Source organism: Cellulomonas sp. H30R-01 (assembly GCF_010119915.1).
Classification (GTDB): Bacteria; Actinomycetota; Actinomycetes; order Actinomycetales; family Cellulomonadaceae; genus Cellulomonas; species Cellulomonas algicola.
This window is the reverse complement of record NZ_CP048210.1, coordinates 2,355,058-2,367,860: the sequence shown is the minus strand read 5'-3', so window position 1 is coordinate 2,367,860 and position 12,803 is coordinate 2,355,058. Positions and strand designations below refer to the sequence as shown.

Here is a 12,803-nt window from a genome sequence, read left to right as displayed (position 1 = left end):
CGGGCGGCGTCAGGCGTACGACGCGGAGGACTCGACGTCGGCGAGCCGGGTGTGCTCGTCGAGGTCCTGGAGCATCGCGACGGCGTCCGCGACGACCTCGTCGTCACCGGTCCGCACCCCGTACAGGAGCCACCGGGCGAGCGCGAGCTCGCCGGCGAGGAACGCGCGACGCTGCAGGTGCGGGTCGGTGAGCTCGGTGCGTCGCAGCTGGTAGGCCTCCATCACGGAGTCCGCGGCCTCGGGCGACGCGGCGACGAGCAGCCACGACAGGTCGTCGGCGGGATCGGCCACGACGGTGTCGCCCCAGCCGAGGAGGCCGCTGACCTTGCCGTCGTGGACGAGGACGCGCTCGGCGGACAGGTCGCCGTGCACGACGGTCGGCCGGAAGCGCCACATCGCGACGTCCTCGAGCTGCTCCTCCCAGCGCCGCAGGAGCGCGGGCGGGACCTTGCCGGTGCGGGCGGCCTCGTCGACCTCGGCCTGCCGGCGCTGGCGGTACTCGGTCGCCTCGTAGACGGGCAGGCCGACGCTCTCGACGACGGACGTGGGCAGCTCGTGGAGCGCCGCGATCGCGCGGCCGAGGTCGGCGGCGAGCCCGGGACCCGGCCGGAGGGTGTCGACGCGCAGGGGCGCGCCGGGGATCTCGGCGTGCACAGCGGCGCGCCCGCCCTCGGGCAGGTGCGCGAAGCCGACGGGCCGCGGGACGGCGAAGGGGAGCGCGCCGGAGCCGGCGTGCTCGGCGAGGCCCTCGAGCAGGTCGACCTCGGCCTCGAGCGCGGCGCCGGCGGCGGCGCTGGACGGTGCGCGCACGACCCAGCGGCGGCGCTGCGCGTCGATGACCACGGCGACGTCGTAGTCCGTGCCGGGCTGCGCGGGCCGTCGCACGTCGTACGCGTCGAGGCCGGGGACGGCGACCGTCGCCAGCGCGGCGAGAGCGAGGGGTGAGCGAGGCACGTCGACCAGGGTAGGTCGCAGGTCGGGCGCTTCCCGGTCGCGCCACGGCGTGTCGGTCCCATTCGTCCGACTGCGTGACGGTCGTCGACGTCGGCCGTGCGCGTGCAGGACGTCGCGTCCGCACCGCCCGGTGCGGACGACGGGCCGCCCTCGCACGCCGACGCGTACGGTGGCGGCGTGATCGTCGACGCGCTGCCCCTGTCCCGTGCCGCGGTGGACCGGGCGGCCGAGCACCGGCCCGACGGCCTGGCGCACGCGCTCGCGGAGCCGTCGACGCGCGTCCTGCTGGTCGACGACGGCAGCGTCCTCACCGACGAGGCGTTCGACCTGCTGCTGCTGAGCCCGGACGAGGCCCGCGCGCTCGTCGCCGACCCTGTCGCCTCGCACGTCGACGAGCGCGCCGAGCACACGGTGTCTCCGGACGGTCGCGTCGCCGGCGGGCTGTCGTCCGACGCGGCCGCTGTCCCGACCGCGTCGCCCGAGGGCACCGACACGGACGGGCTGTGGCTCCTCCTGGGACGCGACGCGGACGGCACGGCCTACGCGGCCCGCCGGGTGCTCGGTCGCCGCCCGGCGCCGGCGACGGGATCGGCCTCCGACGTCCTCGTGCACGCCGCTGCGGGCGCGCCCGACAGTGCGGATCCGCCGCCGACCCCGCTCCCGCCGGGTGCACGCTGGTCGTCGTTGCGGGTCGTGGGCGCCACGCTGTCGGCCCGCGACGCGGGGCTGGCGACGTCGGCGGTCGCGCTCGACGCGTGGCACGCGCGTCACCCTCGCTGCCCGCGGTGCGGTGCGGCGACGGTCGCGACCCAGGCGGGGTGGGTCCGCGCGTGCACGGTCGACGGGTCGGAGCACTACCCGCGCACGGACCCGGCGGTGATCATGGCGGTGGTCGACGACGCCGACCGGCTGCTGCTCGGGCACGCCACGGCCTGGGCGGCGCACCGCTGGTCGACGCTTGCGGGGTTCGTCGAGGCGGGTGAGTCGCTCGAGAGCGCGGTCCGCCGCGAGGTGCGGGAGGAGACGGGCGTCGTCGTCGACACCGTCGAGTACCGGGGCAGCCAGCCGTGGCCGTTCCCGGCGTCCCTCATGGTGGGGTTCCGGGCGCACGCACGGTCGACGGACGTCGCCGTCGACGGGGTCGAGCTCGAGAGCGCCCGGTGGTTCACGCGGGCGGAGCTGCGGGACGCGGTCGCGGCGGGCGACGTGATCCCGCCGGGGCCGTCGTCGATCGCGCGGGCGCTCGTCGAGGACTGGTACGGCGGGAGGCTGCCCGCCGGGCCGGAGGTCTGACGTCGACGACGGTGACCGGCGGGCACGACGCGCCGGTGGCCGCGTCCGACGGCGCGTGTCGGGGGAGCGGACCGGTCAGGCCTCGAGGCGCTCGCGGACCTGGACGAGCGAGGGGTTGGTGAGCGCGCCGCCGTCGGGGAACACGACGGTCGGCACGACACGGTTCCCGCCGTTGACCGACTCGACGTACCGCGCGGCGGCGTCGTCCTGCTCGACGTCGACCACGGTGTAGCCGATGCCTGCCGAGTCGAGCTGCTTCTTCAGCCGGTGGCAGTACCCGCACCACGTGGTGGAGTACATCGTCACGGTGCCGGCCTGGGGCAGGGTCTCGGTGGTCATGGGTCCTCGTGGTGTCGACGGGCGGGGACCGGGCGACCGGACCCCCACGGACGGGTGACGAGGAGCGCGCCTCGTCACGTGCTTCAACACGGTCGCACGGGCACGGCTTCCGCGCCGCCGGTGTGGCGTGGACCACACGGACGGCTGACCTGCGGCGACCCTGTTGACGCGCGCACGGGCGTGTCGGTCGGGGCTGCGACACTGGTGGACGATGTCCGCCGACGCCCTCCTCGACGCCCTCGACCCCGAGCAGCGGGCCGTCGCCACCGCCCTGCGCGGACCCGTGTGCGTCCTCGCCGGTGCGGGGACGGGCAAGACGCGCGCGATCACGCACCGCATCGCGTACGGCATCCGCACCGGCGTCTACCGCCCGGGCAACGTCCTCGCGGTGACGTTCACGGCGCGCGCCGCGGGGGAGATGCGGACGCGGCTGCGCGGGCTCGGCGCCTCGGGCGTGCAGGCGCGCACGTTCCACGCGGCGGCGCTGCGGCAGCTCGGCTTCTTCTGGCCCAAGGTCGTCGGCGGCGCGCCACCGCGGATCCTCGACCAGAAGGCGCAGGTCGTCGCGGAGGCGGCACGCCGCGTGGGCCTCTCGGTGGACAGGGTGAGCGTCCGCGACCTCTCCTCCGAGATCGAGTGGGCCAAGGTCTCGCTCGTCACGGCCGACGACTACGAGAAGGCGGTCGGCGCGATCGCGCGGCCGGCGCCCAGCGGCCAGGACCCGCAGGCCGTCGCCCGGCTCATGACGTCGTACGAGCAGGTCAAGACCGAGCGCGGCGTGATCGACTTCGAGGACGTCCTGCTGCTCCTGTCGGCGATGCTCGCGGAGCGCCGCGACGTCGCGGAGGAGATCCGCGAGCAGTACCGCTACTTCGTCGTCGACGAGTACCAGGACGTCAGCCCGCTGCAGCAGTTCCTGCTCGACCAGTGGCTCGGCGGCCGGCACGAGCTGTGCGTCGTCGGCGACCCGAGCCAGACCATCTACTCGTTCGCGGGCGCGACGCCGTACCACCTGACGACGTTCGCGACGACGCACCCCGGCGCGACGGTCGTGCGCCTGGTCCGCGACTACCGCTCGACCCCGCAGGTCGTGAGCCTCGCGAACCGCGTCATCGACGCGACCCGCCGCGCGGGCGGTCCGGCGCCCCTCGAGCTCCGGGCGCAACGCCCCGACGGCCCGGAGGTGCGCTTCACCGCCTACGACGACGACGAGGCCGAGGCGACCGGTGTCGCGCACGCGATCGGCCGCCTGGTCCGCAGCGGCGTCCGCCCCAGCGAGGTCGCCGTGCTGTACCGCACCAACGCGCAGTCGGAGGCCTTCGAGGAGGCGCTCGCGACCGCCGGGATCGCCTACCAGGTCCGCGGCGGCGAGCGGTTCTTTGCGCGGCGCGACGTCCGCGACGCCCTCGTGCTGCTGCGCGGCGGCGCCCGGTCCGCCGACCCGACCGTCCCGATGCCCGAGACCGTGCGCGACATCCTGCGGACGGTCGGGTGGGCGGAGGAACCGCCGGCCGCGCGGGGTGCCGCGCGTGAGCGCTGGGACGCGATGCACGCGCTGGTCGGCCTGGCCGACGAGCTCGCCGCGGCCGCCGCGGACGGCACGCGGACCGCGTCGGACGGCCAGACGCCCGCCGCCGGGTCCGCGACGCTCGCGGACCTCGTGGCCGAGCTCGACGAGCGCGCCGCCGCGCAGCACGCGCCGACCGTCGAGGGCGTCACGCTCGCGTCGCTGCACGCCGCCAAGGGCCTCGAGTGGGACGCCGTGTTCCTCACAGGTCTCAGCGAAGGGCTGCTCCCGACGTCGCTCGCCGAGTCGGCCGCGGCCGTCGCGGAGGAGCGCCGCCTGCTGTACGTCGGCGTGACCCGGGCCCGTGAGCACCTGCACCTGTCGTACGCGCGCTCGCGACTCCCCGGCGGCCGCCCGAACCGCACGCGCTCGCGCTTCCTCTCCGACCTGTGGCCGGACGACCGCCGGCCCGCCCGGTCGGCGCCCACCCGCCGCGCCGCCGCGGCCCTCGACCCGCCTTCGGACGACGACGACCCGCGTGCCCGCCGCGTCGTCGCCGAGCTGACCCGCTGGCGTGACGAGCACGCCCGGTCCGTCGGCGTGAGCCCGGCCCGCGTGCTCACGTCCGCGACGGTCGCGCTCATCGGCCTGCACCAGCCCCGCACCCGCGAGGAGCTGGGCCGCGTGCCGGGGGTCGGCGCCCAGACGCTCGCGACGCTCGGCGACGACGTCCTCGCGGTCGTCGCACGCGCCGCCGGGAGCGCCGCGCAGGGCTGACGGCGTCGTGCGAGAGGGCTGAACGGGCGACCGTCGGAGATTCGTCGAAGACATGTCGTTTATTCGGTTGTCCCGCCTCACGACCCCGCCCTACTGTGATCCTCGTCCTTGAACGTGGGCTGCGCCGGAAGGCCAGAGCCCGGAGCCGGAAGGAGGTGGGAGTCGCGATGAACACCAACCTGATCGTCACCTCGAGCGTCGCTCAGGCGTGCGCACATGTCGCCGCGCCCACCGGCGCCGGCTTCGAGGGGCGTGGTGTGTCCATCTCCGGGATGACGGCCGTCGCGGGCCGGTTCCAGGGGACGGGTGTCGACACCGAGCTCCTTCCGACGTGGCGCAAGCGCCCCACCACCGATCGCTACATCCGTCTCAGGACTCCCTAGGTCTGACCCACTGAGGTCGCCCAGGCCGCGGAGTCCGTACATCGGATCCGCGGCCTTCACATTTCCCCGATGACCCGGGGTGAACGTGTCGGTCCGGTCCGGACCACGAACGACACGCTCATCAGCGAGGACATCAGGAGGACATCGTGCGGCTCACGACGCTGCTCGACACCGTGAACCAGGGCGGATCTGGCGCCTGGCCTCCCACGGGCAGCACCGCGACCACCGACGACACCCAGTTCGACGCGCTCGTCGCCGACCTCATCCCGTGCCGCTCGCACGACCCGGAGCTGTGGTTCGCCGAGCAGACGGTGGTCGTCGAGCGCGCGAAGGCGCTGTGCCGGGAGTGCCCGCTCATGGAGGGCTGCCTCGCCGGCGCCATCGAGCGGGCCGAGCCCTGGGGCGTCTGGGGTGGTCAGGTGTTCATCGGCGGTGTGGTCGTCGCCACGAAGCGTGGCCGGGGACGCCCGCGGAAGAACCCGGCCCCCGCGGCCTGACCCGACGGTGGGGCGCCCCGACGAGAGGGCGCCCCACCGCCCGACCTTCCGACGACCCTCAGGTCGTCGGCACCGGTACCCGTCCTACGACGGGCAGGGCGGTGCACCCGCAGTCCGGGTGCACCGCCCATTCGCGTACCCGGGGCAGGGCGTCGGGCAGCCCGAGCTCGTAGGTCGTCCCCGGGCGGGGCCCGGCGGTGCCGTCGACGACCGTCAGGGCCCAGGCGGCGGCGAGCGACGCGGCTACCCCGGCGACGACGCCGACCTCAGGTCCGTCGGCGCGGCCGGGGGCGGTGACGAGCTGGGCGACGAGCGTCGGCCACACCGGGTCCACGTCGGTGCGGTGCAGGTCGAGGCACCGCAGGCACGGGCCGTGGCCCGGGTCGACGAGCGGGCCGACGAGCGTGTCGCCCTCCCGCACGACGACCGAGAGGTGAGGTGTGCCCGAGCCGACGAGCAGCGTCGCGCGCGCCGGGTCGGCCGCACCGTGCTCGACCACGACCACCACGTCCGGGGTCGCCCGGCCGTCGACGTCGACGCGAGGCGCGGCGTCACGCAGGACGCGAGCGGCGACCACCCCGCGACGCGACCCCACGTCACCCCAGCGGTAGCCGCCGACGCCGACGTCGCACGAGCGGACCGGCCGCTCGTCGTCGAGCAGGACACGCCCCACCCCGGCGGCGGCGAGCGCGACCGCGACGCCGAGGCCCGTCGGGCCCAGGCCGACCACGCCCACGGTGCGCGTCGAGCGCGCCCGGACCAGGGCGGTGCCGTCGCCGTCGGGCAGCAGGAGCGACCACGTGGCGGCGTCGGCGGACGCGGGACCGTCGAGCTGCCGGGTGTCGCCCGTGCAGGTCAGCCGCGCCTGCGCCAGCAGCGGCGAGACGAGCGCGAGCTCAGCGCGTCCCGCAGGGCCCGCGGACGGCGTCGCGGGTGACGGTGACGTGCGGGCGGAGACGCCGAGACCGACGACGGCGTCGGCCTGGGCCGGGGTCAGGTCCGTCAGGCGCACCGCCCACCGCGGGTCGGTGCCGACCTGCACCTCGGTGCTGCTGCGTCGCAGCACGCGCAGGCCAGGACGCAGACGCATGAGCTCCTCCTCGGACGGTCGCGCCACTGTGGCACCGACCGTCGCGGACCGGAGCGCCTCGTCCACAGGCTCCCGGGCCGGGGAACACGAAGGGCGCCGTCCGACCGGACGGCGCCCTCTGCGCGGTGGTGCTCAGGCCTTGCCGAGGATGCGGTTGAGCTTGGTGCCGCACACCGGGCACGTGGCCTTCGCCATGCGTCGCCCGGAGTCCGACACGACGACCTCGCCCTCCGCCTCGCGCTTCTCCTTGCACTTCACGCAGTAGAACTCGCCTGCATAGGTGTCCGCCATCGGGTTCCCTCCCTCGGTCTCGAGCACCGGACCGGGGGGACGGTGCCGGTGGCCGGCCGCGGTCCCGACGGGTGCGCCCGAGCGTCGTCCACAGTAGCGGCGCAGGACCCCTGCGACCGCGTGATCATGCGGAACACGCCGCGCGCGAGCGGGTGAAGAGCGGGACGAGCACACCCGGGAGGGCTACCGTGCAGGTGTGCAGCCCACGGACGACCTGTCGCAGGTCGAGGTCCGCCGTTCGCGCCGGCGTGCGCGCACGGTGACGGCGTGGCGCGAGGGCGACAAGACGATCGTCGCGATCCCTGCCCGGTTCACGCGTGCGCAGGAGCTCGAGTGGGTGCGTCGGATGATGACGCGGCTCGCTGCGCAGGAGCGTCGCCGGCGGCCGTCGGACGAGGAGCTCGCGGCGCGCGCCGCCGACCTCTCCACCCGCTACCTGGGCGGACGGGCCCGCCCGACGAGCGTCGCGTGGTCGAGCAACCAGGGTCGCCGGTGGGGGTCGTGCACCCCGAGCGACGGGACGATCCGGCTGTCCGACCGGCTGCGCGGCATGCCGCGGTGGGTCGTCGACTACGTGCTGCTGCACGAGCTGGCGCACCTGCTGCACGCGGGGCACGGCCCCGACTTCTGGGCCGAGCTCGACGCGTACCCGCGGACGCAGCGCGCCCGGGGGTTCCTCGAGGGTGTCGCGTACGCGGGGGACCGCGCCGGTGCCGACGGCCCGTCCGACGTCGACGGGGTCGACGGTGACGCGCCGTCGGACGTGGACGACGCGATCGACGACGACGCGGCCGCGATGCAGGCGACCGACGTCGCCGTCGCGCTCGAGCCCGAGGACGGTGCGGACGAGCCGCGCGACGGCGTCGTGGCCCTCGACGGGGCTCCCGTCGGCGCCCGCACGGCGCCGAAGGCGCGCGTCCGCCGCTGACGGGGGCCGAGCCCGGAGGTCAGCGGGTGGGCGGGTCCTCGGGGTCCGTCGGCTCGTCGCCGGGGCCCGCCGGTGCCGTCGGGTCCTCGCCGAGGATCTGCGCGAGCGCGCGGTCGACCTCCGCGGTCTCGTCGACGGCGGCCGCGCGGCGGGCGGCGTAGCCGGCGGGGTCGTCGAGGTCCTGCGTCGTCGGCAGCAGGTCGGGGTGGTCCCAGACGGCGTCACGCGCGGACGGGCCCCCGTCGCGTGTGATCTGCGCCCACAGGGCGGCGGCGTCGCGCAGGCGTCGGGGCCGCAGCTCGAGCCCGACGAGGTTCGCGAAGGTCTGCTCGGCGGGTCCGCCCGCGGCGCGGCGGCGGCGCACCATCTCGCGCAGCGCCACGGTGTGCGGCAGGTGCGCGATCGCGGCGGCGGCGGTGACCTCGTCGACCCAGCCCTCGACGAGGGCCAGCGCGGTCTCGAGACGCTCGAGCGCGGCGCGCTGCTCGGGCGTCGTGTGCGGTGCGAAGACCCCGCCGGACAGCGCCTGCTGGAGGGCGGCGGCGTCGGTGGGGTCGATCGAGCTCACGGCCTCCTCGAGCTGGTCGACGTCGATCGTGATGCCCCGCGCGTACGCCTCGACGGTCGCGAGCAGGTGCGCGCGCAGCCACGGCACGTGCGTGAACAGGCGGGTTGCGGCGGCCTCGCGCAGCGCGAGGAAGAGGCGCACCTCGTCGAGGGGCGCGTCGAGGCCCTCGGCGAACGCGTCGACGTTGGCGGGGACGAGCGCGGGTGCGGGCGAGTCGAGCAGCGGCAGGCCGATGTCGGTCGTCCCGAAGACCTCGCGTGCGAGGGTGCCGGCGCCCTGCCCGACCTGCATGCCGAACACGGCCGAGCCGAGCTGGCGCAGCAGGTGGGACGGGTCGAGACCGCCCGGCAGCGCACCCGCGGCCTCCTCGGGCAGGCTCGCGCCGAGCGCGTCGACGAGCGCCCCGGACAGCGACGCGGCGACGGGCTCGGTCAGGGTGCGCCACGTGGGGAGGGTCGCCTCGACCCACTCGGCACGGCTCCAGGCGTGCGGTGTGCCGGACGACGGCGGGAGGTCGGTCGCGGCGTCGAGCCACAGCTCGGCGACGGACAGCGCGTCGAGGACGTCGCGCGCCCGGCCCGGCGACAGGGCCGGGTCGCCGCCGAGGGAGGCCTGCTGGCGGGCCAGGTCGTGCGCCATCTGCCAGTTCACCGGGTCGTCGCCGGCCGCGGCCAGGAGGCGCTGGACCTGCGCGACCGCCTGCTCGACGAGCCGCGGGTCGTCCGGGAGGCCGGACGCGCCCGCCATCTGGGCGGGGTCGAACCCGCGCTCGCGCATCTCGCGGATCGCGGCGTCGGCGCCGTCGCCGAGCATGGCCCGGAGCATCTGCTCCCAGGCGGGGGTCTCGGGCCCGTCGGGCCCGGGCACGGCGGGGTTGTCGGGGCTCACGGGGACCTCCTGCGACGATGGGGCCGGCGGGGACCACGGTAACCACGCAGGACAGGAACGAGGGACGGGTGGACGGGCAGGTTCGCTCAGGGCGCACGGACGCGTCCGGGACGGGGACGGCGCGCGCGCAGCGGAGCGCCGCGACGGGTGCGCGCACCCCGCGACGACAGCCCGCGACGGGTCCTGAGCAGGCACGACCGGCGGCGGACGGGACGAGCGACCGCGTCGTGGTGGTCGGCGCGGGGCCCGTCGCGACCGCGATGCTCGGCGCGTGGGACGGGGCGCGGTCGGTCGAGGCGCTGCCGGAGCGTGAACCGCAGTCCGCGCTCGTCGGGGCCGACGTCGTCGTCCTCGTCGCGCACGCCGCGGACCTCGCGCAGCACGCCGGGGTCGTGCCCCGGGAGCGGCAGGCGGCCGCCGTCGCCGGGGCGCAGCACACGCTCGCGGCCGCGCGCGCGGTGGGGGTCCGGCACGTCGTCGTCGTGAGCTCCGCCGTCGTGCACGGCGCGTGGCCGGACCGGCCGGTCGTGCACGACGACGACCCGCTCCCGCGCGGCGCCCACGCGCCGCAGGACGGGATCGTCGCGGACCTCGCCGCCGTCGAGGCGGTCGTCGCACGGGCGTCCCGGCGTCGCACGCCGGCGGTCACCGTGCTGCGGCCCGCCGCGATCGTCGGCCCCGGCGTCGACACCTTCGTCACGCGGCACTTCGAGGCGCCGCGCCTGCTCACGGTGCGCGGCGCGGTACGGCAGTGGCAGCTCGTGCACGTCGACGACGTCGCCGCGGCCGCCCGGTTCGCGGTCGACCACCGGCTCACCGGTGCTCTCACCGTCGGCGCGCCCGACGTCCTGACGCCGTCGCAGGTCGAGGCCGCGGCCGGGATGCGGCGGGTCGAGCTCGCACCCGCGACGGCGTTCGGCACGGCCGAGCGGCTGCACCGCGTGGGCGTCCTGCCGTCGCCCGCGTCCGAGCTCGCGTTCGTCGTCTACCCGTGGACGGTCGCCGCGGACCGCCTGACCGCGGCGGGCTGGTCCGCGCGCTGGTCGAGCCGCGAGTGCCTCGACGTGCTGCTCGAGGGCGTGCAGGGGCGCGTCGCCGTCGCGGGGCGTCGCATGGGGTCGCGCGACGCGGCGGCGCTGGGCGCGGCCGGGGCGGCCGTCGCGCTCATCGGCACGGCCGCCGTGTGGCGCCAGGCACGGGCCCGGCGTCGTGGCTGAGCGACGTCGTCGGCACACAGCGCGGTAGGGGATGATCGGCTCCGTGCTCGACGCCACCGACCCGCCGCTCGACGACGACGAGCAGCCCGCACCGCGGCCGCTGTCGCCGCGCGCCGTGACGCTGACGACGTCCCTGCTGGCCGGCGCGACGCTGCTCGCCGTGCTCGTCGTCCTGCCGACGCCGTACGCGGTCAACAGCCCCGGCCCCACGCGCGACGTGCTCGGCGAGCACGACGGCACGCCCATGATCGAGATCTCGGGCGCCGAGACGCACGACTCGACCGGCCAGCTGCGGCTCACGACCGTGTCGAGCACCGGCGGCCCGGGCTACCCGTCGAGCATCCTCGGCGTCGTCAGCGGCTGGTTCTCCGCGTCGTCCGTCGTGCTGCCCGTCGAGCAGGTCTACCCGCCCGACGTCTCGCAGGAGCAGATCGACGAGTCCAACCAGGCCGAGATGGTGTCCTCGCAGGAGGACGCGACGGTCGCCGCCCTCACGGAGCTCGGGTACGAGGTGCCCGCCACGCTGCTCGTCGCGGGCACGGTCGAGGGCACGGACGCCGCGGGCAAGCTCGAGGAGAACGACGTGCTCGTCGGGTTCGACGGCGAGCCGCTCCCGGACTACCAGTCGCTCGTCGACGACCTCGCGGACGTGGAGCCGGGCGAGACCGTGACGCTCACCGTGCAGCGGCACGGGCAGGACGTGGACGTGCCGGTCGTCACGAGCGAGCGCGAGGGCGGCGGCGCGCAGATCGGCGTGCTGATCGACCCGACGTTCGACATGCCCGTCGACGTGACGATCAGCATCGACGACATCGGCGGGCCCAGCGCGGGCACGATGTTCGCGCTCGGGATCATCGACAAGCTCACCCCCGAGGACGAGGCGGACGGCGAGGTCATCGCCGGAACCGGGACGATGGACGTGACCGGTGCGGTCGGGCCGATCGGCGGCATCCGGCAGAAGCTCGCGGGGGCGGAGCGCGACGGCGCGGACTGGTTCCTCGCCCCGGCGGGCAACTGCGACGAGGTCGTCGGGCACGTGCCCGACGGGCTGCGGGTGGTCCGCGTCGCGACGCTGCACGAGGCGCGTGTCGCGATGGAGGCGATCGGCGCGGGCGAGGCCGGCGACCTGCCGACGTGCACGCAGGACGCCACGACGCCGTCACCCACCGCCGGCTGACGCGGGCGGGGGAGGATCGGGGCATGGAGATCCTGCGGTACCGGGCGTTCACGACCGTCGAGCCGGACCCCGCGTCCGGAAACCCTGCCGGCGTCGTGCTCGACGCCGAGTCGCTCGACGACGCCGACATGCTGCGGATCGCGGCGGGTCTCGGGTTCAGCGAGACGGCGTTCCTCACCGGGATCGAGCGCGCCGCCGCCCGCGTGCGCTACTTCACCCCGCGCGCGGAGATCGCGTTCTGCGGCCACGCCACCATCGCGTCCGGCGTCGTGCTGGCGCGGTCGCGCGGTGCGGGGCCCGTGGTGACGCTCACCACGAACGCGGGCCTCGTCCCCGTCGAGGTGAGCGCGGACCGCGCGACGCTCGTCGCGGTGGACACGCAGGTCGAGGACCTCGACGGCGACCTGCTCGACGCCCTGCTCGCCGCGCTGCGCCTGGACCGCGACGACCTCGACCCCCTGCTGCCTCCGGCGCTCGTGCACGGGGGCAACCTGCACCCGCTCGTCCCGGTGCGGGCCGGGGTGCTCGACCGCCTCGACCACGACGACGACGCCGTGCTGCGGCTGCAGGACGCGCAGGGGTGGGACGGCACGGTGCCGGTCGTGCACCGGGTGTCGGCGACCAGGTTCGCGTCCCGCAACCCCTTCCCGCGCGGCGGGATCCGGGAGGACCCCGCGACGGGGTCGGCCGCGGCGGGCCTCGGGGCGTACCTGCGCGCCGGGCGGCACGTGGACGCGCCGACCGTGCTGACCGTCGACCAGGGGGCGGAGACCGGGCGGCCGTCGCTCCTCGTCGTGGAGGTCCCGCGCGAGGGGCGCGTCCGGGTCACGGGCACCGCCGAGGAGATGGCGCCCGCCGAGGGCTGACCGGGCGGCGCCGCGGACGGACGTCCCG

General features: G+C 76.2%; 12 protein-coding genes and 1 pseudogene. 8 read left to right on the top strand and 5 right to left on the bottom strand.

Annotated elements, in window-relative coordinates; translation table 11 throughout:
* Nucleotides 1-9: 9 nt before the first annotated feature.
* Complete coding sequence (locus GXP71_RS10540; protein ID WP_162352619.1) at nucleotides 10-954, bottom strand: phosphotransferase; 945 nt, start codon at nucleotides 952-954, stop codon at nucleotides 10-12.
* A gap of 177 nt (nucleotides 955-1,131) precedes the next feature.
* Here GXP71_RS10540 and nudC point away from each other — a divergent pair, with 177 nt between their 5' ends.
* On the top strand, nucleotides 1,132-2,247 hold the full coding sequence (gene nudC / locus GXP71_RS10535; protein WP_162352618.1) for an NAD(+) diphosphatase: 1,116 nt from the start codon (nucleotides 1,132-1,134) through the stop codon (nucleotides 2,245-2,247).
* Between the two features lie 75 nt (nucleotides 2,248-2,322).
* Here the strand turns inward: nudC and GXP71_RS10530 are convergent, their stop codons facing one another.
* On the bottom strand, nucleotides 2,323-2,586 hold the full coding sequence (locus GXP71_RS10530; RefSeq protein ID WP_162352617.1) for a mycoredoxin: 264 nt from the start codon (nucleotides 2,584-2,586) through the stop codon (nucleotides 2,323-2,325).
* A gap of 211 nt (nucleotides 2,587-2,797) precedes the next feature.
* On the opposite strand from GXP71_RS10530, the gene GXP71_RS10525 reads away from it, so the two are divergent.
* The 3 genes from GXP71_RS10525 (at nucleotide 2,798) to GXP71_RS10515 (ending at nucleotide 5,750) form a co-directional block, all read left to right on the top strand.
* Nucleotides 2,798-4,870 carry an ATP-dependent helicase gene (locus GXP71_RS10525; RefSeq protein ID WP_162352616.1) on the top strand — a complete coding sequence of 691 codons (2,073 nt, stop codon included), beginning with the start codon at nucleotides 2,798-2,800 and terminating at the stop codon, nucleotides 4,868-4,870.
* Between the two features lie 167 nt (nucleotides 4,871-5,037).
* Nucleotides 5,038-5,253, top strand: a complete 216-nt coding sequence (locus GXP71_RS10520) for a hypothetical protein (RefSeq protein WP_162352615.1) — start codon at nucleotides 5,038-5,040, stop codon at nucleotides 5,251-5,253.
* Nucleotides 5,254-5,399: 146 nt separating this feature from the next.
* A complete protein-coding gene (locus GXP71_RS10515) occupies nucleotides 5,400-5,750 on the top strand; it encodes a WhiB family transcriptional regulator (RefSeq protein WP_124343094.1) in 351 nt (116 codons plus the stop codon).
* A 58-nt stretch (nucleotides 5,751-5,808) separates the two neighbouring features.
* Here GXP71_RS10515 and GXP71_RS10510 read toward each other — a convergent pair whose 3' ends face one another.
* Together GXP71_RS10510 and GXP71_RS20150 are read right to left on the bottom strand one after the other, a co-directional pair.
* Nucleotides 5,809-6,840 carry a ThiF family adenylyltransferase gene (locus GXP71_RS10510; RefSeq protein WP_162352614.1) on the bottom strand — a complete coding sequence of 344 codons (1,032 nt, stop codon included), beginning with the start codon at nucleotides 6,838-6,840 and terminating at the stop codon, nucleotides 5,809-5,811.
* A gap of 132 nt (nucleotides 6,841-6,972) precedes the next feature.
* A complete protein-coding gene (locus GXP71_RS20150) occupies nucleotides 6,973-7,131 on the bottom strand; it encodes a DUF5679 domain-containing protein (RefSeq protein WP_124343092.1) in 159 nt (52 codons plus the stop codon).
* 196 nt (nucleotides 7,132-7,327) lie between these two features.
* On the opposite strand from GXP71_RS20150, the pseudogene GXP71_RS10505 reads away from it, so the two are divergent.
* A pseudogene (locus GXP71_RS10505) lies at nucleotides 7,328-7,921 on the top strand (M48 family metallopeptidase); the annotation flags it as partial.
* A 157-nt stretch (nucleotides 7,922-8,078) separates the two neighbouring features.
* Here the strand turns inward: GXP71_RS10505 and GXP71_RS10500 are convergent.
* Nucleotides 8,079-9,515, bottom strand: coding sequence for a zinc-dependent metalloprotease (locus GXP71_RS10500; protein ID WP_162352612.1), 1,437 nt, complete (start codon nucleotides 9,513-9,515; stop codon nucleotides 8,079-8,081).
* Nucleotides 9,516-9,583: 68 nt separating this feature from the next.
* Between GXP71_RS10500 and GXP71_RS10495 the strand changes: the two genes are divergently transcribed.
* Genes GXP71_RS10495 through GXP71_RS10485 form a run of 3 tightly spaced genes read left to right on the top strand, consistent with a single transcriptional unit; the run spans nucleotide 9,584 to nucleotide 12,775 of the window.
* Nucleotides 9,584-10,732, top strand: coding sequence for an NAD-dependent epimerase/dehydratase family protein (locus GXP71_RS10495; protein WP_238402375.1), 1,149 nt, complete (start codon nucleotides 9,584-9,586; stop codon nucleotides 10,730-10,732).
* Between the two features lie 43 nt (nucleotides 10,733-10,775).
* Nucleotides 10,776-11,909, top strand: a complete 1,134-nt coding sequence (locus GXP71_RS10490; protein WP_162352611.1) for a PDZ domain-containing protein — start codon at nucleotides 10,776-10,778, stop codon at nucleotides 11,907-11,909.
* Nucleotides 11,910-11,932: 23 nt separating this feature from the next.
* Nucleotides 11,933-12,775: a PhzF family phenazine biosynthesis protein gene (locus tag GXP71_RS10485; RefSeq protein WP_162352610.1), complete on the top strand. Its 843-nt coding sequence runs from the start codon at nucleotides 11,933-11,935 to the stop codon at nucleotides 12,773-12,775.
* Nucleotides 12,776-12,803: the final 28 nt, after the last annotated feature.

Coding starts and splice junctions, on each gene's coding strand:
- GXP71_RS10530 (WP_162352617.1), bottom strand. CDS start 2,586: ATGACCACCGAGACCCTGCCCCAGGCCGGCACCGTGACGATGTACTCC.
- GXP71_RS10525 (WP_162352616.1), top strand. CDS start 2,798: ATGTCCGCCGACGCCCTCCTCGACGCCCTCGACCCCGAGCAGCGGGCC.
- GXP71_RS10520 (WP_162352615.1), top strand. CDS start 5,038: ATGAACACCAACCTGATCGTCACCTCGAGCGTCGCTCAGGCGTGCGCA.
- GXP71_RS10510 (WP_162352614.1), bottom strand. CDS start 6,840: ATGCGTCTGCGTCCTGGCCTGCGCGTGCTGCGACGCAGCAGCACCGAG.
- GXP71_RS20150 (WP_124343092.1), bottom strand. CDS start 7,131: ATGGCGGACACCTATGCAGGCGAGTTCTACTGCGTGAAGTGCAAGGAG.
- GXP71_RS10485 (WP_162352610.1), top strand. CDS start 11,933: ATGGAGATCCTGCGGTACCGGGCGTTCACGACCGTCGAGCCGGACCCC.